22 protein-coding genes are annotated in these 22,912 nt (G+C 64.6%); 16 read left to right on the forward strand and 6 right to left on the reverse strand.

Annotation, left to right across the window (positions count from 1 at the left end; genetic code table 11):
• Nucleotides 1–98: 98 nt before the first annotated feature.
• Nucleotides 99–1,292, reverse strand: a complete 1,194-nt coding sequence (locus tag M2331_RS11005; RefSeq protein ID WP_181560315.1) for an efflux RND transporter periplasmic adaptor subunit — start codon at nucleotides 1,290–1,292, stop codon at nucleotides 99–101.
• Between the two features lie 287 nt (nucleotides 1,293–1,579).
• Complete coding sequence (gene uvrB / locus M2331_RS11010; RefSeq protein WP_181561482.1) at nucleotides 1,580–3,775, reverse strand: excinuclease ABC subunit UvrB; 2,196 nt, start codon at nucleotides 3,773–3,775, stop codon at nucleotides 1,580–1,582.
• A 223-nt stretch (nucleotides 3,776–3,998) separates the two neighbouring features.
• On the opposite strand from uvrB, the gene M2331_RS11015 reads away from it, so the two are divergent.
• From M2331_RS11015 to M2331_RS11030, 4 genes are all read left to right on the forward strand, one after another.
• Entirely contained in the window at nucleotides 3,999–4,559 is a 561-nt protein-coding gene (locus M2331_RS11015; RefSeq protein WP_181560316.1) for a DUF3617 domain-containing protein, read from the forward strand.
• A 177-nt stretch (nucleotides 4,560–4,736) separates the two neighbouring features.
• Nucleotides 4,737–5,156 (forward strand): VOC family protein, encoded by a 420-nt coding sequence (locus M2331_RS11020; protein ID WP_181560317.1) that lies wholly within the window; start codon nucleotides 4,737–4,739, stop codon nucleotides 5,154–5,156.
• Nucleotides 5,157–5,226: 70 nt separating this feature from the next.
• Nucleotides 5,227–7,104: an ABC-F family ATP-binding cassette domain-containing protein gene (locus tag M2331_RS11025; protein ID WP_181560318.1), complete on the forward strand. Its 1,878-nt coding sequence runs from the start codon at nucleotides 5,227–5,229 to the stop codon at nucleotides 7,102–7,104.
• Between the two features lie 16 nt (nucleotides 7,105–7,120).
• The gene (locus M2331_RS11030; RefSeq protein WP_181560319.1) at nucleotides 7,121–7,999 is read left to right on the forward strand and encodes an arylamine N-acetyltransferase family protein; all 879 of its coding nucleotides are present in this window, start codon (nucleotides 7,121–7,123) and stop codon (nucleotides 7,997–7,999) included.
• 134 nt (nucleotides 8,000–8,133) lie between these two features.
• Here M2331_RS11030 and M2331_RS11035 read toward each other — a convergent pair whose 3' ends face one another.
• A complete protein-coding gene (locus M2331_RS11035) occupies nucleotides 8,134–8,379 on the reverse strand; it encodes a GlsB/YeaQ/YmgE family stress response membrane protein (protein ID WP_181560320.1) in 246 nt (81 codons plus the stop codon).
• Nucleotides 8,380–8,551: 172 nt separating this feature from the next.
• On the opposite strand from M2331_RS11035, the gene M2331_RS11040 reads away from it, so the two are divergent.
• From M2331_RS11040 to M2331_RS11050, 3 genes are all read left to right on the forward strand, one after another.
• The gene (locus M2331_RS11040; protein WP_181560321.1) at nucleotides 8,552–10,075 is read left to right on the forward strand and encodes a fumarate hydratase; all 1,524 of its coding nucleotides are present in this window, start codon (nucleotides 8,552–8,554) and stop codon (nucleotides 10,073–10,075) included.
• A 25-nt stretch (nucleotides 10,076–10,100) separates the two neighbouring features.
• Nucleotides 10,101–11,024, forward strand: coding sequence for an EamA family transporter (locus M2331_RS11045; RefSeq protein ID WP_181560322.1), 924 nt, complete (start codon nucleotides 10,101–10,103; stop codon nucleotides 11,022–11,024).
• A 91-nt stretch (nucleotides 11,025–11,115) separates the two neighbouring features.
• The gene (locus tag M2331_RS11050; protein WP_181560323.1) at nucleotides 11,116–12,528 is read left to right on the forward strand and encodes a methyl-accepting chemotaxis protein; all 1,413 of its coding nucleotides are present in this window, start codon (nucleotides 11,116–11,118) and stop codon (nucleotides 12,526–12,528) included.
• Nucleotides 12,529–12,532: 4 nt separating this feature from the next.
• On the opposite strand, the gene M2331_RS11055 is transcribed toward M2331_RS11050, so the two are convergent.
• Both M2331_RS11055 and M2331_RS11060 read right to left on the reverse strand, forming a co-directional pair.
• The gene (locus M2331_RS11055) at nucleotides 12,533–13,762 is read right to left on the reverse strand and encodes a Bcr/CflA family efflux MFS transporter (protein WP_319800997.1); all 1,230 of its coding nucleotides are present in this window, start codon (nucleotides 13,760–13,762) and stop codon (nucleotides 12,533–12,535) included.
• Nucleotides 13,763–13,772: 10 nt separating this feature from the next.
• Nucleotides 13,773–14,324, reverse strand: coding sequence for a hypothetical protein (locus M2331_RS11060; RefSeq protein WP_181560325.1), 552 nt, complete (start codon nucleotides 14,322–14,324; stop codon nucleotides 13,773–13,775).
• Nucleotides 14,325–14,857: 533 nt separating this feature from the next.
• Here M2331_RS11060 and M2331_RS11065 point away from each other — a divergent pair.
• From M2331_RS11065 to M2331_RS11080, 4 genes are all read left to right on the forward strand, one after another.
• Complete coding sequence (locus M2331_RS11065) at nucleotides 14,858–16,726, forward strand: ribonucleoside-diphosphate reductase subunit alpha (RefSeq protein ID WP_181561483.1); 1,869 nt, start codon at nucleotides 14,858–14,860, stop codon at nucleotides 16,724–16,726.
• A 261-nt stretch (nucleotides 16,727–16,987) separates the two neighbouring features.
• Nucleotides 16,988–17,413 carry an OsmC family protein gene (locus M2331_RS11070; protein WP_181560326.1) on the forward strand — a complete coding sequence of 142 codons (426 nt, stop codon included), beginning with the start codon at nucleotides 16,988–16,990 and terminating at the stop codon, nucleotides 17,411–17,413.
• Between the two features lie 109 nt (nucleotides 17,414–17,522).
• Nucleotides 17,523–17,867 (forward strand): glycine zipper 2TM domain-containing protein, encoded by a 345-nt coding sequence (locus M2331_RS11075; protein ID WP_181560327.1) that lies wholly within the window; start codon nucleotides 17,523–17,525, stop codon nucleotides 17,865–17,867.
• Between the two features lie 57 nt (nucleotides 17,868–17,924).
• On the forward strand, nucleotides 17,925–18,221 hold the full coding sequence (locus M2331_RS11080; protein ID WP_181560328.1) for a hypothetical protein: 297 nt from the start codon (nucleotides 17,925–17,927) through the stop codon (nucleotides 18,219–18,221).
• A 53-nt stretch (nucleotides 18,222–18,274) separates the two neighbouring features.
• Here the strand turns inward: M2331_RS11080 and M2331_RS11085 are convergent, their stop codons facing one another.
• Complete coding sequence (locus tag M2331_RS11085) at nucleotides 18,275–18,685, reverse strand: low affinity iron permease family protein (protein WP_181561484.1); 411 nt, start codon at nucleotides 18,683–18,685, stop codon at nucleotides 18,275–18,277.
• Between the two features lie 172 nt (nucleotides 18,686–18,857).
• On the opposite strand from M2331_RS11085, the gene M2331_RS11090 reads away from it, so the two are divergent.
• From M2331_RS11090 to M2331_RS11110, 5 genes are all read left to right on the forward strand, one after another.
• On the forward strand, nucleotides 18,858–19,181 hold the full coding sequence (locus tag M2331_RS11090; RefSeq protein ID WP_181560329.1) for a hypothetical protein: 324 nt from the start codon (nucleotides 18,858–18,860) through the stop codon (nucleotides 19,179–19,181).
• A gap of 177 nt (nucleotides 19,182–19,358) precedes the next feature.
• The gene (gene sucC, locus M2331_RS11095) at nucleotides 19,359–20,555 is read left to right on the forward strand and encodes an ADP-forming succinate--CoA ligase subunit beta (protein WP_181560330.1); all 1,197 of its coding nucleotides are present in this window, start codon (nucleotides 19,359–19,361) and stop codon (nucleotides 20,553–20,555) included.
• Nucleotides 20,555–21,004, forward strand: coding sequence for a GFA family protein (locus tag M2331_RS11100; protein WP_181560331.1), 450 nt, complete (start codon nucleotides 20,555–20,557; stop codon nucleotides 21,002–21,004). The genes sucC and M2331_RS11100 overlap by 1 nt, the downstream gene beginning before the upstream one ends.
• A 49-nt stretch (nucleotides 21,005–21,053) precedes the next feature.
• The gene (locus M2331_RS11105; RefSeq protein ID WP_181560332.1) at nucleotides 21,054–21,800 is read left to right on the forward strand and encodes an electron transfer flavoprotein subunit beta/FixA family protein; all 747 of its coding nucleotides are present in this window, start codon (nucleotides 21,054–21,056) and stop codon (nucleotides 21,798–21,800) included.
• Nucleotides 21,801–21,907: 107 nt separating this feature from the next.
• Nucleotides 21,908–22,837, forward strand: coding sequence for an electron transfer flavoprotein subunit alpha/FixB family protein (locus tag M2331_RS11110; RefSeq protein WP_181560333.1), 930 nt, complete (start codon nucleotides 21,908–21,910; stop codon nucleotides 22,835–22,837).
• The last annotated feature ends 75 nt before the right edge of the window (nucleotides 22,838–22,912 follow it).

The following is a 22,912-nucleotide window of genomic DNA, read 5'->3' on the forward strand; positions in this document are numbered from 1 at the left end:
CTCGTCTGTCCTGCCAATCTAGCGTGTGACGGCCGCCACAAGCAGCGGCGCCCTGTTAGACGTCGCCCGTTAGACGTCGCCCTGTCAGGCGTCGCCGGTCAGCCGCCAGCCCTTCCGTCCGTTGCACTCTTCGCGAGCCGGGGCTTGACCGTCTCGCCCGGGCTGAGGAAGCCGCCGGCATAGAGCACGACGCGCTCCGAACCATTGAGCCCCTGCACCACGGCGATGCCCCGCGTTGTCACGGCGCCCGTCTTCACCGAGCGGCGCTCGACCTTGTTATCCTTGCCGACGACGTAGACATAGCTGCCCTTCGGGTCGCTCTGGATCGCGGACTCCGGCAGGACTGCTGCCGACACGCGCTCCATGGCAATCTCCGCATTGGCGAAACCACCCGGACGCAGCGCGGCATTATAAGGCACGGCGATGCGGACGATGCCCTGGCGCGACGTCTGGTCGATCACCGGCGCGATCTGCCACACGCGACCCTCGAAGCTCTGCGTCATGCCGACAGGCGTGACGCGTGCCACAGCGCCTTCGGACAGCAAGGCCAGCTCGTCTTCGGAGAGCAGCGCCTTCATTTCCATTTCGCCCGCGCGGGCGATGCGGAACAGCACGCCGCTGCCACCGGACACGACCTGACCCGGCTCGACCGAGCGCGTGAGCACCAGCCCTGCGGCCGGCGCGCGAATATCCAGCCGCCCGACCTGCGCGCGCATCTGATTGAGCTGCGCCACGGCCACATTGACCCGGGCCACGGCAGCATCGCGCGTTGCGGTCTTCTGGTCGATGTCGGCGCGGGACACGAATCCGTCGCTCACCAGCGCCTTGGCGCGATCAAGATTGTTCTGGGCCAGCTTGGCATCGGCCCGGGCGACCTGCACGGACGCTTCGAGCTGGGAAATCTGCTGGGCCTGCACCGAGCGCTCGATGGTCGCGAGAATCTGATTCGCGCCGACCCAGTCGCCCGGCTGAACATGAACGGCGACCACGCGACCACCCTCGCCAACGACCCCGACGGGCATATCCACCCGCGCTGCGAGTGATCCGGTAGCATTGGCGGTGCGCGTCACGGCTTCCTGCGCGGGCACGGCAACGGTGACGATAGCCACCTGACTGACCTGCTCGCCCTGATCGCCCGAACCGCCGAAGAATCGATAGGCCAGCATCGCGATGACCGCCAACGCGACGAGCGCGCCAACGACCAGCAGCAGGCGCCGCCGCTTCTGCTGACTCTCGGCCTCTTCCGGGTCCACACTGGACACGCCGTATTTCATGTTCGCTTCATAGTTCATGAGTTTCGCCGCTAGGCGCCCCTTAGCTCGAACTGTATTACATGAATAAGTCACTATCGACAAGCGGGATTATACCCACCTTCTCGCAGCCGCAACACCCTGTGTTCACTTCGCTTTCTAAGCTGAAGACCTTACAGGACAGCAGCATGAATGAACGCTGAGCAAAAGCGATGCTTGGCGGATGCGCCTGCATGAAATCCGAGTGTCGCAGCGGTGCCGGCTTGTAGACCTCGTCTACTTGCTGTCAAACGAAATTGAGCCGCGAAAAGTCTCCACCGCTTGTGAGGCTAGCGCCCCATTTTTCGCTGCGTCTTGCCATAGCGCATCTTGCGCGTGCCGGGTTTGCCCTCCGTTGCGCGGCCAAGATAGCGCCCGGCATTGGCGGTGACCTGCTGATCGACAGGGAGCCCCAATTCTTCGGCTTCCAGCTTGCGGATCTGGTCGCGCAGGCGGCCGGCTTCCTCGAACTCGAGATCGGCAGCCGCGGTGCGCATCTTCTTTTCGAGATCCTCGATATAGGCGCGCAGATTGTGGCCCACCATGTGCGGCGCATCGTCGAGGCCGGTGTCGACGGTCACCTGATCCTTGCTGGCGACATGGGCGATGATGTCGCCGATCTGCTTCTTCACGCTTTCCGGCGTGATGCCATGCTCCAGATTATAGGCTACCTGCTTTTCGCGGCGACGATTGGTTTCGTTGAGCGCGCGCTCCATCGAGCCTGTCATGCGGTCGGCGTAGAGGATCACGCGCCCATCCACATTGCGGGCGGCGCGGCCGATCGTCTGGATGAGGCTGGTTTCCGACCGCAGAAAGCCTTCCTTGTCGGCATCGAGAATGGCGACGAGGCCGCATTCGGGAATATCCAGGCCCTCGCGCAGCAGGTTGATGCCCACGAGCACGTCATAGACGCCCAGGCGCAAGTCGCGGATCAGCTCGATGCGCTCCAGCGTCTCGACATCGCTGTGCATGTAGCGGACCTTGAGGCCTGCCTCATGCATGAACTCGGTCAGATCTTCGGCCATGCGCTTGGTGAGCGTGGTCACCAGGGTGCGGTAGCCCTTTTGCGCGGTCAACTTGGCTTCATGGATGAGGTCGTCCACCTGATCCTCGACCGGCTTGATCTCCACCGGCGGATCGATGAGACCGGTCGGGCGGATGACCTGCTCGGAGAAGGTGCCGCCGGTCTGCTCCATCTCCCAGTTACCGGGCGTGGCGGAGACGCTGACCGTCTGCGGGCGCATCGCGTCCCATTCATTGAAGCGTAGCGGGCGGTTGTCGATGCAGCTCGGCAGGCGGAAGCCATATTCGGCGAGCGTCACCTTGCGACGATGGTCACCCCGCGCCATCGCACCGATCTGCGGCACGGTCTGGTGGCTCTCATCCACGAACAGGATCGCGTTTTCCGGCAGATACTCAAACAGAGTCGGCGGCGGCTCACCCGGCAGGCGGCCGGTGAGAAAGCGGGAATAATTCTCGATGCCCGCGCAGGAACCCGTGGCCGCGATCATCTCCAGATCGAAATTGGTGCGCTGCTCCAGCCGCTGCGCCTCCAGCAACTGACCCTCCTCGACCAGCTCCTTCAGCCGCTCGGTCAGCTCATGGCGGATCGCCTCCATCGCCTGCTTGAGCGTCGGGCCGGGCGTGACGTGGTGCGAATTGGGGAAAACCTTGACGTAATCGAGACTGGCCGCCTTCTTGCCGGTCAGCGGATCGAACTCGACAATCTCCTCGATCTCGTCGCCGAAGAAGCTGATCCGCCAGGCATTATCCTCATAGTGGCTCGGGAAAATCTCCAGATTGTCGCCGCGCACGCGGAAATTGCCGCGCGCGAAGGCGGCATCGTTACGCTTATATTGCAGCGCCACAAGCTTGCGGATGATCTCGCGCTGGTCGGCGCTCTCACCCTTCTTGAGGCTGAAGGTCATCGCCGAATAGGTCTCGACCGAGCCGATGCCATAAATGCAGGAGACGGATGCGACGATAATCACGTCATCGCGCTCCAGCAGCGACCGGGTCGCCGAGTGGCGCATCCGGTCGATCCCCTCGTTCACGCTCGACTCTTTCTCGATGTACGTATCCGAGCGGGGCACATAGGCCTCGGGCTGGTAGTAATCATAATAGCTGACGAAATACTCGACCGCATTTTCAGGGAAAAAGCTCTTGAACTCCCCATAGAGTTGCGCCGCGAGGATCTTGTTGGGCGCCAGCACCAGCGCGGGGCGCTGCACCGCCTCGATCACCTTCGCCATGGTGAAGGTCTTGCCCGACCCGGTGACGCCAAGCAGCACCTGATCCTTCTCGCCAGCCTCGGCCGCCTCGACCAGCTCGGCAATGGCGGTCGGCTGGTCGCCGGCAGGCTGATAATCGCTCACCAGCTTGAAACGCCTGCCGCCCTCCGCCTTTTCCGGGCGCGCCGGACGATGCGGAACGAAGGACTGGTCAGTCTGGGGTTCAGCCAGACTTGTGCGGATTTGGATCGCCATAGGGGGAATATGGCGATTGTGGCCGCCGGCGGCAATGGGGTGGAAGAACAAAGCGGGATCGACGATGACTTGGCCCGCCATCATGACATGAGGCAAACGTGAGTCAGGCTTTTGCCGCCGATCCGTCCGTCGTGCCGTTCTCGACCTTGCCCTGCGGAGGCTAAAGCGCCATCACCGGCCTGACGAGCTTGGACACACAGGTGCCGGGCCTTGCGAAGAGGATATGCCCATGCGCGCCGTTTGTCTGATCACTACCGCCCTTCTTGTCCTCTCCGGCTGCGATAGCAGCCCGAAAGTTTCGGCGACCAACGCGACGCCCGAGGAAGTGCAGCAGGAAGTGGCGGCTGCCGGCGGCGATGGTGTCATGGTCAGCCCCGGCCGGTGGGAAGGCCAGATGACGGTGCAGGACATCGAGATGCCCGGTCTGCCCGCCGAAGCGCGTGATCACATGAAGGCGCAGATGGGCGCCGGGCGAAGCTTCACCAGTTGTGTGACCGAAGAGGATGTGAAGGAGCAGAAAGCCTTTTTCACCGGCGAGCACGACAAGAGCTGCAAATATGATCACTTCACGATGAAAAATGGTAAGATTTCCGCCCTACTCAAATGCGATGGCGGCGCGCAGGGCCGCATGGAAATGAAGATGGACGGCGAATATGCCCCCGACCGCTACCGGATGGAAATGACCTCAAAGGCCCAAGGCGGGGACGCCGCAGGCGAGATGACGATGAAGATGACAGTAGATGCCAAGCGGGTCGGCGCCTGCAAGGGAGACGAACAGGGCTGACAGCCTCGGTCGCCCTGCGGGGCGAGAGGGACCCGCCCATGCGAAGCGTTTCAATTCGGGGCGGCAGAACTAGCGTGGAGCACGACCGGTTAGCACCAGCCGAATTCTACTGTATGGAGCCGCTGGTTCGCGCGGCGTTGAGTCGGGCAAGCGGTCCATCCCGGCGGAGAGGCACCCATGATCGGCTACACGACGGTGGGAACCAATGACCTGCAGCGCGCCATGGCCTTCTATGATGCGCTGTTCGGCAGTGTCGGCATCCGACGGTTGCTGGAGCTGCCGCATATCGCGGCCTGGGGCGCCAGCTGGAGCAAACCGATGTTTGGCGTCGCCAAGCCCTTCAATGGCGGACCGGCGACCCCCGGAAACGGGGCGATGGTCGCCATGGGCCAGCGCACGCGGGAGAAGGTGCGGCGTCTGCATGGCAAGGCCATCGAAATGGGCGGGGTGGATGAAGGCCCGCCCGGTCTGCGCAGTGCCGATGGGAGTCAGGCCTTCTACGCCGCTTATGTGCGTGATCTCGATGGCAACAAGCTCTGTTTCTACTGCGTCGGACCCGGCGAAGGCGATGCGGAGACGGCCGCCGCGGCCGGCTAGATCAGCAAACAAGCGCCGGCGGTCAGAATTTTCCGGGCGACCTGCGCTGCGCTTGTGCTAACGGCGCGCCATGCTGACCATCAATGATATCACCGTGCGGCTGGGGGGCCGTGTCATTCTCGATGCCGCGAGCGCCGCCCTGCCGCCGCGGTCGCGGGTCGGCCTGATCGGCCGCAATGGCGCCGGCAAGTCCACCCTGATGAAGACGATCATCGGCGAACTCGACCCCGATGGTGGATCGGTCGACATGCCCCGTGACACGCGGCTGGGCTATATCGCGCAGGAAGCGCCGAGCGGCAGCGCCACGCCGTTCGACACCGTGCTCGCTGCCGATACCGAGCGCGCGGCGCTGCTGGTGGAGAGCGAGACGTGCGAAGATCCGGACCGGCTGGGCGACCTGCACGATCGCCTGATCGCCATCGATGCCTACACCGCGCCCGCACGCGCGGGTCGCATCCTCACGGGCCTCGGCTTCGATGAAGAGATGCAGAACCGGCCACTCGACAGCTTTTCGGGCGGGTGGAAGATGCGTGTCGCGCTGGGCGCCCTGCTCTTCTCCGAGCCGGACCTGCTCCTGCTCGACGAGCCATCCAACCACCTCGACCTCGAAGCGACCTTGTGGCTGGAGAGCTTCCTCAAGGAGTATCGCGGCACGGTGCTGGTGATCAGTCACGAGCGCGACCTGCTCAATAATGTGGTGGACCATATCCTGCATCTGGAGGGCGGCAAGATCACCCTTTATCCGGGTGGCTACGATGCCTTCGAACGGCAGCGCGCCGAGCGGCTCGCCCAGCTCGAATCGGCCCGCGAGAAGCAGGCGGCAGAGCGTGCCAAGCTGCAGGATTATGTCGCGCGCAACAGCGCGCGCGCCAGCACGGCCAAGCAGGCGCAATCACGGGCCAAGGCCCTGGCCAAGATGCAGCCCATCGCCGCCGCGCTGGAAGACCCCAGCCTGTCCTTCGACTTCCCCGATCCCGAAGCGCTACGCCCGCCGCTCATCACGCTCGACATGGCGTCGGTCGGATACAATGAGACCCCGATCCTCCAGCGCCTCAATCTGCGCATCGACCCCGATGACCGCATCGCGCTGCTCGGCAAGAACGGCAACGGCAAGACGACGCTGGCCCGGCTACTGGCCGCGCAGTTGCCGGCCATGGAAGGCGCGATGAACGCCTCGGGCAAGATGAACGTCGGCTATTTCACCCAATATCAGGTGGAAGAGCTGGATACGGAAGACACACCGCTCGAGCACATGACCCGGCAGATGAAGGGCGCCACGCCCGGCGCGGTGCGCGCGCAACTCGGCCGGTTCGGCTTTTCGGGCATAAGAGCGACCCAGAAGGTCGGGTCGCTCTCCGGCGGCGAACGCGCGCGGCTGGCGCTGGCGCTGATCACTCGCCACGCGCCGCACCTGCTGATCCTCGACGAGCCGACCAACCACCTCGACGTCGATAGCCGCGAGGCACTGGTCCAGGCGCTCAACAGCTATTCCGGCGCGGTGGTGATCGTCAGCCACGACCGGCACATGATCGAGCTGGTCGCCGACCGGCTGGTGCTGGTCGATAGCGGACTGGCCCAGCCTTTTGACGGCAGCCTTGAGGATTATACCGACTTCGTTCTCGGGCGCGGTGCCAGTGCCCCGGCGAAGGAGAGCGGGTCCAAGACCGACCGCAAGGCCGATCGCCGCGCGAATGCCCAGGCACGGGAGCGCTACAAGGCGCTGCAGGCGGCCGTGAAGAAGACAGAGAAAGCGCTGGCCGATCTCACCGCCGAGCGCTCGCGGATCGATCTCGCCCTGTTCGATCCGGCAAAGGCTGGGCCGCAGGAAAAGGACCGGACGATGAGCGAACTGATGCAGCGGCGCGCCAAGCTGGACGGCACCATCGAACAGGCCGAACAGAGCTGGATGGAAGCCAGCGAGGCGCTCGATAGCCTCGACGCGGCCTGACCGGGGCGAGCCTGCCATGACCGCCGCCGACCGCCTCGACGCCTATCTGGCCCGCCTCGGCCTTGAGTCCGCGCCGGCGCCCGATGCCGACGGCCTCGCCATTCTTCAGGCGGCGCAGCGCCGGCGCATCGCGTTCGAGAATCTGGATGTCCGCCTGGACCGCCCGATCCTGATCGACGGGGACAGCGTGTTCGACAAGCTCGTCACCCGGCGGCGCGGCGGCTATTGCTTCGAGCAGAACCGGCTGTTTGCCGACATGCTGGGTGCCCTTGGCCTGCCGGCCAGGCCGCTGCTCGCGCGGGTGTTGCTCGGCGCGGCGCCCGGCGACGTCCCGCCGCGCACGCATACCCTGTTGCTGCTTGAGATCGAAGGCGAGCCCTGGGTAGCCGATGCCGGATTTGGCGGCAGTTTCGTGCCGCCCCTCCCCTTGCAGGACGGCGCCGAGGCCACGACGCCGGACGGGGCCAGCCATCGCTTGCGCCGGACCGGCCAGCCCGGCGACGTCCTCGGCGAATGGCTGCTGGAGCGCGCCGGCCCGACGGCCTCCACCGACGGGCGGAGCGCTGAAACCGACGACTGGCAACCGCAATATGCGTTCCACCTCGATCCCGTGGCACCCGTCGATCTGGAACAGTGCAACCACTGGACCTCCACGCGGGCGGCCTCGCGCTTTACGACCCTGCACATTGTCAGCATCGTACTGCCCGACGGCTTTGCGGCGCTGACCGAGCGGAGTTTCTCGATCGCGCAGGGGTCTAACCGCGAAATCCGAGATATTGCCGCTCCGGAAGAGTATCGGGCAACGCTGGCGGAGGTCTTCGGCCTCGCACTTTCGTCGGACGACGTAACGAGCCTGCCCCTGTTCGCGCCGAAGAGCCATGCAGGCGGCGGATGATAAGCGAGTTTGCCCCGGTCTCAATGTTGCGGTGCTCCTGCGGAAGCAGGAGCCCAGGGCCTCGAGGAACAGCGGTTGCGCCCTGGGTTCCTGTTTTCACAGGAACACAAGGCGGTTCCTAGGCTTGACCGCGCCTAGCTCAATGATCGCACGATGAAGATCAGCAGCATGCCGCCGAGCACAGAGCCGATGAAGCCGACCGGGCGGAAGTTGCCGCTCTTGCCATCCATCAGCCCGGCGACGAAGCCGCCGATGATGCCACCGCCGATGCCGAGCAGGATCGTGGCGATCCAGCCGAGGTCCACGGCGCCGGGATAGAAGAAGCGCGCGAAGACGCCAACGATGAGGCCGACGACGATATAGCCGATGATCCGGAACATAGATGCATCCTTCCTGCCTGCGGCGTCATGAGCGCGCGCCGCTGAGCGGTTATTGCGCGGATCGGCCGGCGCCGCAACGGCGTCGAGCGCTTGCCTGCGCAGGCCAAAGGCGTATAGCGCGCGGCATCCAAACCGCCTTTCCTTGCCATTTGCCGGGAGTCTCACGCGCGCCATGACCGTGACCATCAAGACCGCCGACCTGATCGAAAGCGTCGCCGATGCGCTTCAGTTCATCAGCTACTATCACCCGATGGATTATATCCGCGCGCTGGGCACGGCCTATGAAGCGGAACAAGGGCCGGCGGCCAAGGACGCCATTGCGCAGATCCTGACCAACAGCCGCATGTGCGCCGAGGGCCATCGCCCGATCTGCCAAGATACCGGCATCGTCAACGTGTTCGTGAAGTGGGGCATGGATTGCCGCCTCGACGACACCAGCAAGTCGCTGCAGGAGGTTGTCGACGAGGGCGTGCGTCGCGCTTATCTCAACCCCGAGAACAAGCTGCGCGCATCCGTGCTGGCCGACCCCGCCTTCACACGGCGGAACACCAAGGACAACACGCCCTGCGTGCTGCATGTCGAGATGGTGCCGGGCCATCATGTCCATGTCGATGTCGCGGCCAAGGGCGGCGGCAGCGAGAACAAGTCCAAGTTCAAGATGATGAACCCGGCTGACAATATCGTCGACTGGGTGCTTGAAATGCTGCCGCAAATGGGCGCCGGCTGGTGCCCGCCGGGGATGCTCGGCATCGGCATCGGCGGCACGGCCGAGCATTGCGTCCACCTCGCCAAGAAGGCGCTGATGGAGCAGATCGACATGGCCAGCCTCAAGGCGCGCGGGCCGCAGACGGACATCGAGGCGCTGCGCATCGAGATTTTCGACAAGGTGAACGCGCTCGGCATCGGCGCCCAGGGTCTGGGCGGGCTTGCTACGATCCTCGACGTCAAGATCCTCGATGCGCCCTGCCATGCCGCTGGCAAGCCAGTGGCGATGATCCCCAATTGCGCCGCCACGCGCCACGCGCATTTCTCGCTCGATGGCTCCGGCCCGGCCTATCTGGAAGCGCCCAAGCTCGATGAATGGCCCAAGGTGGACTGGAAGCCGAGCGCCGAAGCGATCCGCGTCGATCTCGATGCGCTCACGCCCGAGATGGTGCAGAGCTGGAAGCAGGGCGACCGCCTGCTGCTCAACGGCAAGATGCTCACCGGCCGCGATGCCGCCCACAAGCGCATTCAGGACATGCTGGCGCGCGGCGAGCAACTTCCGGTCGAGTTCAAGGGTCGCGTCATCTATTATGTCGGCCCTGTCGATCCGGTCGGCGAGGAAGTGGTCGGCCCGGCTGGCCCCACGACCGCGACCCGCATGGACAAGTTCATGCGCATGATGCTCGGCCAGGGCCTGCTCGCCTGCGTCGGCAAGGCCGAGCGCGGCCCGGCGGCGACCGAGGCGATCAAGGAGGCCAAGAGCGCTTATCTGATGGCAGTCGGCGGCGCGGCCTATCTCGTCGCGCGGGCGATCAAGGGCAGCAAGGTCGTCGGCTTCGAGGATCTGGGCATGGAAGCGATCTACGAGTTCGAGGTGCAGGACTTCCCCGTCACCGTCGCGGTGGATAGCGAAGGCAACAACGTCCACCAGCTCGCGCCGCTCGTTTGGCAGGAGAAGATCGCCCGGGAAGGCCTGCTGGAGAAAGCATGAACCTGACCCGGCATAGGGCGCAGCGTTGATTTCTTCGCCGATCTGGCTGCCGGCGACGCTGCTGGCCGGCCTGCTTCAGGCGTGGCGGACGGCCGTGCAACGGCGCGTCGGGCAGATGATGTCCGTGAATGCCGCTGGCCTTGTGCGCTATCTCTACGGCCTGCCCTTCGCGGCGGTGCTGATGCTGGGCTATCACGCCCTGCTGCGGGACGGGCTGTTCCCGGCCTTCTCCAGCGCCACCGTCATCTATAGCGCATTGGGCGGGCTGGCGCAGATACTGGCGACGAACCTGCTGCTGATGGCCTTCCATCATCGCAATTTCGTCGTCGGCACCGCCTACTCCAAGACGGAAGCCGCGCAGGGCGCCCTGCTCTCCATCCTGCTGCTCGGCGAAACGCTGAGCCTGCTGGCCTGGATCGGCATCGCCATTGGCGTGGTGGGCGTCATGCTGCTCTCCACCGGCGGCAAGCGGATGAGCGCGGGCGATTTTCTGCGAGCGCTCGGCCAGCCCGCTGCGCGCTACGGCATCGCATCCGGCTTCTTCTTCGCGCTCACCGCGATCGCCATTCGGCGCGCGACGATGGATGTGACCACGCCCGACCCTATTTCCGCAGCGCTCACGGTGCTGGTCATCACCGTTGCCCTGCAGACGGTGATGCAGGGCGGCTACCTGCTGTGGCGCGAGCCGGAACAGGTGCGCAGGGTGTTCGAGACATGGCGCGTCTCGGGTCAGGTCGGCTTTCTCTCCGCACTCGGCTCGGCCTGCTGGTTCACCGGCTTTGCGACGGCACCGGTAGCGCTGGTGCGGATCGTCGGCCAGAGCGAGGTCGTCTTCACGCTCAGCTTTGCGCATTTCTATCTGCGCGAGCGCCTGCGCCGGAGCGAAGTGATCGGCCTGCTGCTGGTGGTGAGCGCGGTGGTGCTGGCGCTGCTCGGCGCCCGAGATTAGGGCGACGCGCCACTAATACCGCACTGCACAACGTCATTTTAACCGCTTGTTCCTAAACCGCCCGTCGAGCGGGAGACAAAAGCGCGTGAACATGACGAACCGGCTGGAAACGACGATCTTACATGTCGCCGAGCATACCGGCGCGCTCGGCCTGCGCACGCTCGACCTGCAGGTGGACATTGCCGAGCTGGCCGACCGCGTGACCGATCAGGCATCCATGCTCGAAACGCTCGAGGATGCCGCGATCGCGCTGGGCCAGATGGGCGATGACGTAGGCGACAATGCCGATCAGGCCCGCGCGCAGGCCAGCACCGCGCGCAAGGTGGTCGATGATTCGAGCACGCAGCTTGCCTCAGCCTCGCAGAATGTGCTGGATCTGATCGATCAGGTCTCCCGCATTCACGAGCGGCTGGATGGGTTCAATCTTGCGCTCGCCAGCGTGAGCGACACCAGCAAGGTAATCAGCGGCATTGCCGGCCAGACCAATTTGCTGGCGCTCAACGCGGCCATCGAAGCCGCCCGCGCCGGCGACGCCGGACGGGGTTTCGCGGTGGTGGCGGCGGAAGTGAAGAAGCTGGCACAGGAGACGGCCCTCGCCACGCAGCAGATCGAAGGATCGATCCGCGAATTGCGCAGCGAAGCGCAGACCATGCTCGATCGAATCGCTCAGGGCGCGGAAAAGGCCAATGGTGCCCATGCCGCCTCGGGCGAGATCGCCGCGCTGGTCGCGCGGTTGCGGGATCTCATCCTCGGCCTCTCCGGCAATAGCGAAGCGGTGTCGGCCAACATTCACGCGATCCTCGGCTCGGTCGGCGAAATCCGCACCGGCCTCTCCGACCTTGCCGATGCCTCCATCGACAATGCCATCGGCCTCCAGCGGCTATCTACGCGCGTCATCGACGTGAGCGAGGACACCAACCAGCTGCTCCAGTATCTCGCCGAAAGCGGTGTCGACATCCCGGATTCGCCTTATATCCGCTTTGCGTCCGAAGCGGCGGCGGCCATGGCCTCTGCCGTCGAGGAGGCCATCGCAGCCGGCGAGATCACGGCCGATCAGATCTTCACGGACGATTATGAGCCGCTGGCGGGCAGCAATCCTCCGCTGTTCAGCCATCCTGCCCAGACCCTGATCGCGCGGATCGCGGCAGGCTGGCGGGAGGGTGCGCGGCAGCTGCCGGGCCCGGTTGGCTTCAACTGCCTCGACCGCAACGCCTTTTGCGCGCTTGCTCTGTCCATACAGGGGATAGAGCAACCCTCCGCAGCCCTGGAGCCAGCGAGCGATCAGGGCCAGCAGGGGCAGATGCTCAATGCGCCCCACATGCGCGCGCTGGCGCGGACGACCCGGCCGTTCACCGTGCGGACGAGTCGCCGCCCGCTGGCGCAGGGCAGAAGCGGGCTGTTCAAGCAGGTGGTGGCGCCGCTCTCCATTGCGGGCCAGCATTGGGGCGTCATCGAACTGATCTATCAGCCGCCGCTGGCTGCGCCGCTCACCATCGCAGCCTGACGGCTCAGGCGCGTTGGCGCGGCACCAGATGCCAGGCGCACGCCGTCGCCATGCCGCCGCACACGATCAGGGCGAGAGCGAGCGAAACCGGCTCTCCCGCCGTCACGCGCGAAAAAATCGCCACGATCAGGCCGGCCAGCGCCAGTTGAACGAAGCCCAGCAAGGCTGAGGCCTGACCGATGCTGTGCGGATGGGTGGACAAGGCGCCGGCCTGCGTCTGCGGCTGCACGATGCCCCAACCCATGGTGTAGAGCATCTGCGGGAGCACCAGCGCGACCCATATGTGCGGCCAGGCAGAGACGGCGAGTAGCATGAGCAGCGGCCCGGCCGCCTGGAACAGCACGCCAACCCTCAAGGTGCCATCCACGCCCAGGCGACGGACGAGACGATAGGACAGGAAATTGCCGGCGATGAACCCGGCCGTCGCCAGCGAGAGCATTGCCGCATAGCCGGCGGCCGAGACGCCGAGATAGTCGATGATGACTTGCGGCGCGGCGGAAGAAAACAGCAGGATGCCGCTGTAAGCAAAGGCGTTCGCGATGATGTAGGCCATCAACGCGCGCGACCGGGCAAGGCCTGAGAGGGTGCAGAACAAGGCGCGCAGATCAAAGGGGAGCCGCTCTTCGCGCGCCAGCGTTTCCGGCAAGCGCAGGGTCGTCACGATGACTAGCACGCCGCCCATCACGGCCAGTGCCACCAGGGGCGCACGCCAGCCGCCTGTCGCCACCAGAACGCCGCTGATGAGTGGCGCCAGCGCCGGGGTGAACCCCATGATGATGCCGATCAGCGCCAGAGCGCGTGCGGCATCCTCCCGGCCAAGCTGATCGCGGACCATCGTGCGGGCCAGCAGCACCGCTGCGGCTGCGCCGACGCCCTGCAGCGCACGAGCCGCGAGCAGCATCGGGAAGCTCTCCGCAAATGCACCCAACAGGCCCGCCAGCGTAAATAGCAGCAACCCGCCGATAACAACCGGCCGGCGGCCCAGCGCATCCGCGCACATGCCGCCCAGCAGCTGCGCGATAGCGAAGCTGATCACGAACGCGCTCATCGCCGTCGGCATATGAGTGGGGTCTGCCCCAAGGCCGCTCGCAATAGCCGGCAAGGCGGGCGATACGCCCTCGATGGCGGCCGGCAAGGTCGCCGTCAGCGCGGCCAGCAGCAGGACATGGCCGAGCGGGAGATGCGACGGTGGGGACGCGCCGGGCGCCGCCTTGGGAGGATGATCGGTCAGAATGGGGGTCCGTTCAACTGTTGCCGGGGCCGTTCAGCTTGCCGAACCGCGCCTCGAAGCCGGCAGTGTCCCCGCGCGCAAGGAAGCCGGCTTGCTCCACCCAATTGTCGCGCACGATGCGGCCCTTGAACGTGCCCAGATTGGCATCGACCGTCGCGATGTCCGCCGCGTTCCAGCCGGCGATCTGGTCGAAGCGGGTAATCCCGAGCTCCGTCAGCAGCGCAGCGAGCTTTGGCCCGACGCCCTTGAGCAGGCGCAGATTGTCCGGCGCGCCCACGGCGGCAGGAATGCCGATGGCGTTGGGCGTTGTCGCCGCCGGGGCCGGGGCTGCGACGGAGTCATCCGGGAGCGGTGTCGTCGCCGGGGCGGCCGTCTGCGGCTCAGACTTGCCCTCGAACTTATGCGCGACCTCTTCGGCGATGTTGCGTGCCGCTTCCGTCACCGCGCCCACGGCGGTGGCCGAGGTATCGATATGGTCCGCCGCTCCGAATCGTGACCGGAAAACCCACACCAGCAGAATGATGAGCGCGATTGCGCCGATGATCATGATGATGCCTTGGGACATGCCGACAATCCTCTGTGCCTGACTCTTCGCCCGATCCATAAGGCGGCCTCGGCGGATTTGCCAGCATCACGAGGGCGCGCATTCGGTGCACGTCGCCAGGCACGTCCCGATGGCCGGCCTTTTCCACATCTTTATTTTTCCGGCCCGCTTTCTGCGCTTGCTTTCCGGCAAGCCCGCGCAGGACCGCGCGTCGCTGCACTGCAACATAAGCCGATGTCGCCCAACCGAGTCATTTCATCGATGAAATGCGCCGCCGCGATCACCATTACACCTTGCATCCGCAATCATCTGTGGCACTATCAATAGTGTTAGGGGTCCGGGGGCTACGCTATAGATTGTGCTTCGTGATGTTCTGGATAGCGCGCCAAGGCGCGTAACCCGGCGGAAAATCCCGCCGACATCCGAATTTGAGGTCTCTCCGGCCAAGGCTTGACGAAACCGAACGAAGCAAGAACATTGGGGGTTGAATCATGGAGTTTCGGGATTTGCAGGCGGAAGGTTTGGCAGAAGCAACGCTGGCCAGCGAGGGCATCATGGAGACTGTGCGGACAGGCGATGCGCCTGAAAAGGCGCCCAAGAAGGCGGCAGCATCGAACACCATCGACGCCCGCCGCTTCGACGTGGTGACCGATTCCACGCGCGATGCCCTGCTGACCGAGTTCGGCAAGGAGACGCTCAAGGATCGCTATCTGTTGCCCGGCGAATCCTATCAGGATCTGTTCGCGCGCGTTGCTGCGGCTTATGCCGACGATGAGGCGCACGCCCAGCGCATCTACGATTATATCTCCAAGCTGTGGTTCATGCCCGCGACGCCCGTGCTCTCCAATGGCGGCACCGGGCGCGGCCTGCCCATCTCCTGCTATCTCAACAGCGTGGATGACAGCCTGGAAGGCATCGTCAACACCTGGAACGAGAATGTCTGGCTCGCCTCGCGCGGTGGCGGCATCGGCACCTATTGGGGCAGCGTGCGCGGCATCGGCGAGCCGGTCGGCCTGAACGGCAAGACCAGCGGCATCATTCCCTTCGTCCGCGTGATGGATTCGCTCACCCTCGCGATCAGCCAGGGCTCGCTGCGGCGCGGCTCGGCGGCCTGCTATCTGGACGTCTCGCACCCGGAGATCGAGGAGTTCCTCGAAATTCGCAAGCCATCGGGCGACTTCAACCGCAAGGCGCTCAACCTGCATCATGGCGTGCTCATCACCGATGAATTCATGGAAGCGGTGCGCGAGGGCGCCGAGTTCCAACTGCGGAGCCCCAAGGACGGCAGCGTGCGCGCCACCGTCGATGCCCGCTCGCTCTTCCAGAAGCTCGTCGAGACGCGGCTGGCGACCGGCGAGCCCTATATCGTCTTCTCGGACACGGTGAACCGGATGATGCCCAAGCATCATCGCGACGTGGGCCTGAAGGTCTCCACCTCCAACCTCTGCTCGGAAATCACCCTGCCGACCGGCAAGGACCAGTTCGGCGAGGATCGCACCGCCGTGTGCTGCCTCTCCTCGCTCAACCTGGAAACCTGGGACGAGTGGAACGGCGACAAGATGTTCATCGAGGACGTCATGCGCTTCCTCGACAATGTGCTGCAGGATTATATCGACCGAGCTCCGGACGAGATGGCCCGCGCGAAATATTCCGCAGGCCGCGAACGGTCCGTTGGCCTCGGCGTCATGGGCTTCCACAGCTTCCTGCAGGCGCGCGGCATCTCCTTCGAAGGCGCCATGGCCAAGAGCTGGAACCTGCGCATCTTCAAGCATATCAATGCCAAGGCCAACGAGGCCTCGATGGTGCTGGCGCAAGAGCGCGGCCCCTGCCCCGACGCGGCCGATCAGGGCGTGATGGAGCGCTTCTCCTGCAAGATGGCGATCGCCCCCACCGCGTCGATCAGCATCATCTGCGGCGGCACCTCGGCGTGCATCGAGCCTATCCCGGCGAATATCTACACACACAAGACGCTCTCGGGCAGCTTCATCGTCAAGAACCCCTATCTCGAGAAGATCCTCGCGGCGAAGTCCAAGGATTCGACCAATGTCTGGAACTCGATCCTCGAGAAGGGCGGCAGCGTGCAGCATCTCGACTTCCTGACCCAGGAAGAGAAGGACACGTTCAAGACCAGCTTCGAGATCGACCAGCGCTGGCTGCTCGAGCTGGCCGCCGACCGCGCGCCGTTCATCGATCAGGCGCAGTCCTTGAACCTGTTCATCCCGGCCGACGTGGAGAAGTGGGACCTGCTGATGCTCCACTTCCGCGCCTGGGAGCTGGGCGTGAAGTCGCTCTATTATCTGCGCTCCAAGTCCATTCAACGCGCCGGCTTCGCGGGCGGCGTGGAGGCGGACAACACAGCCGAGCTCAAGAAGATCGAGCTGGGCGAGTCCACCGATTACGACGAGTGCCTCGCCTGCCAGTGATCCCCCGGATCATCGGCACGTCCCGGCTCGGCACTCTCGCCTGCCAGTAAGGAGCGGGCATCGTCCACTCAATCGATCCCATATGGGCCGGAGCGCATGGCGTCTCCGGCCCATATCTTTGGCGGGCGACGCCCCGCCGCCATGCATTGTCGCCAAATCCTCCAGCAAAGATGGTACGATCTGGCACGCCGCCCTTTAGGCAACCGAGCGCGGGGGGCGTTCGTTCAACGATATTGCGCAACGCGTTTAAGGAGACAGCATATGACCACCCGGACAGCATCGGCTCAATATGAAGGCATGGGCAAGGCCGGCAAAGGCCGCCTCACCACCCAATCCGGCGTGCTCAAGGAGCAGCCCTATGGCTTTGGCACCCGGTTCGGCGATGAGCCCGGCACCAATCCCGAGGAGCTGATCGCGGCGGCCCATGCCGGTTGCTTCACCATGGCGCTCTCCTTCGCGCTGGAGCGCGCCGGCTATGCGGACGGGTCGCTCGACACCAAGGCTTCGGTCAAGCTCGAACAGGGCGATGGCGGATTTACGATCACCCGCTCGGACCTGGTGCTGGAAGCCACCGTGCCCGGCATCGGCCCCGATGAATTTGCGCGGATCGCGGAAGAAGCGAAGAAGACCTGCCCGGTCTCGAAGCTGCTCAATGCCGAGGTGACGCTGGAACATCGCCTGAGCTGATCCGGCACGCGAGCGCGCAGCAGAGCAGGTTCTGCGAGCCCTCGGAACGACCTCGCCTTCCAGCCGTTATCTCTGCCAACAAGGGCAGGACGATCAGAAAGGCAAGGACATGACTTTCGCAGGATTTCGCACACCGGCCATCGCACTCGCGGCCGCGACCATGACCCTCGCAGGGTGCAGCGATATGGGCCTTGGCGGTGGCCCCGGCTATGCCTCCAACAATGATGGCTATGTGCTGGGCGCCAATGACCCGATCTATCGCGACGACCGCGGCGGCTACTATTGCCGCAAGCCGGACGGTACGCGCGGCGCGATCATTGGCGGCCTTGCCGGTGGCGTTCTCGGGAACATCATCGCGCCCGGTGGCAGCAAGACGATCGGCACGATCATCGGCGCTGCAGGTGGCGCCGTGGCTGGTCGCGCCATCGAACGCGGCGAGGTGCGCTGCCGTTAAGGCCTCACCGACCAACGCAAACGCGCTTCGCAACATTTCGCAAATCAGGAGAGCATCATGCTGAAAACATTTTTCTATGGAGCGGTCGCCGCCTTCATCGGCTCGAAGCTCAAGAAGATGAACGATGAGGGACGCCTCGAGCCGTATAAGGATCGCGCCCGCAAGCGCGCTCAGGAGCTCAAGGACAAGCTGGCGGAACATCGCCAGACGTCCGAGACGGATACGGCCCGGCAGGGGATCGGCAAATCGCTGTCGTCCGACAAGACGCTAGCCAATGCTTCGGCATCGCCGGACGTTTCGAAGCCTGCAAAGGCCCATCCCTGGCCGGTTGATCCAAAGGCCATGCCGAGCTGAGCTATCACTCCTCTACATGAAGCGGGCGCCCGAACGGCGCCCGTTTTGCTTTGTCAGCGCCGCTCGATCAGCCTGTTCAGCTCCACTTGGCGCTGGGCGATCAATTCCGGCACCGCGTCGATTTCCTTCTCCAGGGCATCCCGCAGGCTGCAAATCTGCGCATCCGTAAGGTGCTCGATGCCGATATAGCCATTCTGCGCGGACTCGATGGCGCGGATAAGCTCGTCCAGCTTGACCTGCATGGCGCTAGCATCGCGGTTCTGGGCATTCTGGATCAGGAACACCATGAGAAAGGTCACGATCGTCGTGCCGGTGTTGATGACCAGCTGCCACGTGTCCGACCACTGAAAAATCGGCCCGCTGATCCCCCATATGACGATGATGCTCAAGGCGAGAACGAAGGTGAACGGCTGCCCCGTCCAGCTCGCCATGCGGCTGGCGAAACGGGTGAAAAACATCTCGATCATATTGCGCATTCCAGCAGGGAGGATGCGGCGGATGTGTAACCGGTCGAGGCCTGACTGGCCAGCATGCAGGCACTCAAGCCAAAGTTGCTGCGCCCGCCTGTGCGCCAAGACAGAGCAGCCGAAACGCAGGCTCTAGGCATGAGCCGTCTGGCCGGCTACTCTCCCGCGCATGAAGCTTACTTCCGTCCGCGCGCTTGCCGCCCTCGCCCTGCCCGCAGCCATTTTGTTGAGCAGCTGCGCGACGCCGGAAAGTCGCATTCGCGCAGGGCTCGTGCGCGCTGGCCTCAGTGAGCCTATGGCGGGCTGCATGGCGCGCACCCTCACGGATCGCCTGAGCAATGCGCAGCTTCGCCGGATCGCGACGCTGACCGATGGACGCGGCATCGACCCCAACCGGACGACGGTGAGCGAAATGGTCCGCCACCTGAGTACGCTGGGCGATCCCGAAATCCTGCGGGCGGCAACAGCCTCGGCCATTAGCTGCGCGATCTGACGCATACACCTGACGTCGTCCAGCCAATCCGACTTGTGACGCCTTGGTCCAAGGGCGCGCTGGGCCACGCGTAAATAGCGTATCCGAACCGTCGATTTTGCAACTTTGCAAATTACGCCGGCGTCGGCTTGGGCTATGGCGCGGCCAACCTCTTCTCAGGCTCAGGATACTGCACCCATGAACATCCATGAATATCAGGCCAAGGAACTGCTCGCGAAATTTGGCGCCCCCGTCCCCGCCGGCCATGCCGCGCTGACCGTGGCGGAAGCCGTCGAGGCCGCCAAGTCGCTCCCCGGCCCGCTCTATGTGGTGAAGGCGCAGATCCATGCTGGCGGGCGCGGCAAGGGCAAGTTCAAGGAGCTCGGTCCGGATGCCAAGGGTGGCGTGCGGCTGGCCAAGACGATCGAGGAAGTCGAGGCGCACGCCAAGGACATGCTCGGCAACACGCTGGTGACGATCCAGACCGGTGAGGCCGGCAAGCAGGTCAACCGCCTGTACATCACCGATGGCGTCGACATCGAAAAGGAATTCTACCTCGCCCTCCTCGTGGACCGCGCCAGCGGCCGCATCGCCATGGTCGCTTCGACCGAGGGCGGCATGGACATCGAGGAAGTGGCGCACTCCACGCCCGAGAAGATCCACACCATCACCATCGACCCGGCGACCGGCTTCATGCCGCATCATGGCCGCCGCGTGGCTGCCGCGCTGGAGCTTTCCGGTGATCTCGCCAAGCAGGCCAGCAAGGTCGCCGGCGCGCTGTACAAGGCGTTCCTCGGCACTGATGCCAGCCAGATCGAGATCAACCCGCTAGCCATCGCCGGCGGCAAGATCCAGGTGCTGGACGCCAAGGTCGGCTTCGACGGCAATGCCCTGTTCCGCCACCCGGACCTGATGGAATTGCGCGACGAGACCGAGGAAGACCCCGCCGAACTGGAAGCGAGCAAGTACGACCTCGCCTACATCAAGCTGGATGGCGATATTGGCTGCATGGTCAACGGCGCTGGCCTTGCCATGGCGACGATGGACATCATCAAGCTCAATGGCATGTTCCCGGCCAACTTCCTCGATGTGGGCGGCGGCGCCTCCAAGGAGAAGGTGACGGCGGCGTTCAAGATCATTCTGAGCGACCCCGCGGTGAAGGGCATTCTCGTTAACATCTTCGGCGGCATCATGCGCTGCGACATCATTGCCGAGGGCATCGTCGCGGCGGCTAAGGAAGTGAACCTCTCGGTTCCGCTGGTCGTGCGGCTTGAGGGCACCAACGTAGCGCAGGGCAAGGAAATCCTCGCCAATTCCGGCCTCGCCATCGTGCCGGCCGACGATCTGGGCGATGCCGCCAAGAAGATCGTGGCCGAGGTGAAGGCACTGGCCTGATGCAGAGCGCGGCAGAGGGCGGTTGCCGCTGTGGCAAGCTGCGCTTCCGGGTGACCGGAGCGCCGCTGTTCACGGCGGCCTGCCACTGCCGCGGCTGCCAGCTGATGACGGCGAGCGCTTTTTCGCTCACGAGTTGCTATTTCTCGGCCCGTTTCGAGGTGATGGCGGGCGAACCGGTGATCGGTGGATTGCACGGGGCAACCCGGCATTTCTTTTGCGATCATTGCCTGAGCTGGGTGTTCACGCGACCTGAAGGCATGGACGAGATCGTCAACGTGCGTACCACCTTGCTGGACGTGCCACCGACGGACCCGCCGTTCCTCGAAACCTATACCTCGGAAGCGCTGCCCTGGGCGGTCACGAAAGCCAGACACAGCTTCGAGACCTTCCCGCCCATGGAGCAGTTCCAGCCCCTCATGGCGGAATTCGCCGGTCTCGCGCACGATTGACGTTAACGTGAACGTCAACTAACATTTGAATGTCTTAAGGAGAGCGCAGATGAAAATCCTCGTCCCCGTAAAGCGGGTGCTCGATTACAATCTCAAGCCGCGCGTGAAGGCGGACGGGTCCGGTGTGGACCTTGCCAACGTCAAGCTGAGCATGAACCCCTTTGACGAGATTGCCGTCGAGGAAGCCATTCGCCTGAAGGAAAAGGGCGTCGCGACCGAGATCGTCGCGGTCTCCATCGGCGAGGCGAAGTCGCAGGAGACGCTGCGCACGGCACTGGCCATGGGCGCGGACCGCGCGATCCTGATCACGCATGAGGGCGTGGCCGAGCCGCTGGCGGTGGCCAAGCTCCTGAAGGCGATTGTCGATGAGGAGCAGCCGGGGCTGGTGATTCTCGGCAAGCAGGCAATCGACGATGACAGCAACCAGACCGGCCAGATGCTCGCCGCGCTGCTCGGCTGGGCACAGGGCACCTTCGCCAGCAAGGTCGAGGTATCGGGCGACACGGCGAACGTGACGCGCGAAGTGGACGGCGGGCTGGAAACGGTGGCGCTCAAGCTGCCGGCCATCGTGACCACCGACCTGCGCTTGAACGAGCCGCGCTATGCCTCGCTGCCCAACATCATGAAGGCCAAGTCCAAGCCACTCGCGCAGAAGACGCCGGCCGATTACGGCGTGGACATGACGCCGCGGCTGACGACGCTGACGGTGACCGAACCGGCCAAGCGGCAGGCGGGCGTGAAGGTGAACAGCGTGGATGAGCTGGTCGAGAAGCTGAAGGTGCTTGGGGTCGCCTGAGCGACCGATCACTTTTCCGTTCGTGTCGAGCGAAGTCGAGACACGCCGCGCACAACGCTTCTCGACTTCGCTCGAAGCGAACGGGATGCGGATGAAGGGACAGGATAATGAAGACACTGGTTCTGGTCGAGCATGACAATGCCACCCTCAAGGATGCGACCCTGCCGGTCGTGACCGCCGCCGCCCAGCTTGGCGAGGTGCATCTGCTGGTCGCAGGCAAGGGCTGCGCCGGGGTGGCGGAGCAGGCCGCCAAGATTGCTGGCGTCGCCAAGGTCCATCTCGCCGATGATGCGGCGCTGGAGCACCAGCTCCCCGAGAATGTCGCACCGTTGATCGTGGACCTCATGGGGCATCATGACGCCTTCCTCGCCCCGGCCACGACGACCGGCAAGAACATCGCGCCGCGCGTCGCCGCCTTGCTCGACGTGATGCAGATTTCGGACATCATCGCGGTGGATGGGCCGGACACGTTCACGCGCCCGATCTATGCCGGCAATGCCATCGCGCAGGTGAAGACGAGTGACGCCAAGCTGGTCATCACCGTGCGCGGCACCGCCTTCGACAAGGCAGCGCCCGAGGGCGGATCGGCCCCCGTGGAGGCCGTGTCCGGTACTGGCGATGCTGGCACCGCGCGCTTCGTGTCCGCGGAGGTTGCAGCCTCGGAGCGGCCCGAGCTGACCAGCGCCAAGGTGATCGTCTCGGGCGGTCGTGGCGTGGGCAGCGGCGAGAATTACAAGGCGATCATCGAGCCGCTGGCCGACAAGCTCGGCGCCGCCGTCGGCGCCTCGCGGGCGGCGGTGGACGCGGGCTTCGTGCCCAATGATTATCAGGTCGGCCAGACCGGCAAGATCGTGGCGCCGGACGTCTACATCGCCGTCGGCATTTCCGGTGCCATCCAGCACCTTGCCGGCATGAAGGACTCCAAGACCATCATCGCCATCAACAAGGACGAGGATGCGCCGATCTTCCAGGTGGCCGACGTTGGACTGGTGGGCGACCTGTTCCAGATCGTGCCGGAGTTGACGAGCAAGCTCTGAAGCGCGGGTTGCATTCGGCGGAATGCGGGCGTCATTGGGTGCGCCCGGGTTCTGCGGGGCCAAGCCGGACTCTGC

Origin of the sequence: Sphingobium sp. B10D7B, assembly GCF_025961955.1 — a bacterium.
Taxonomy (GTDB): Bacteria; Pseudomonadota; Alphaproteobacteria; order Sphingomonadales; family Sphingomonadaceae; genus Sphingobium.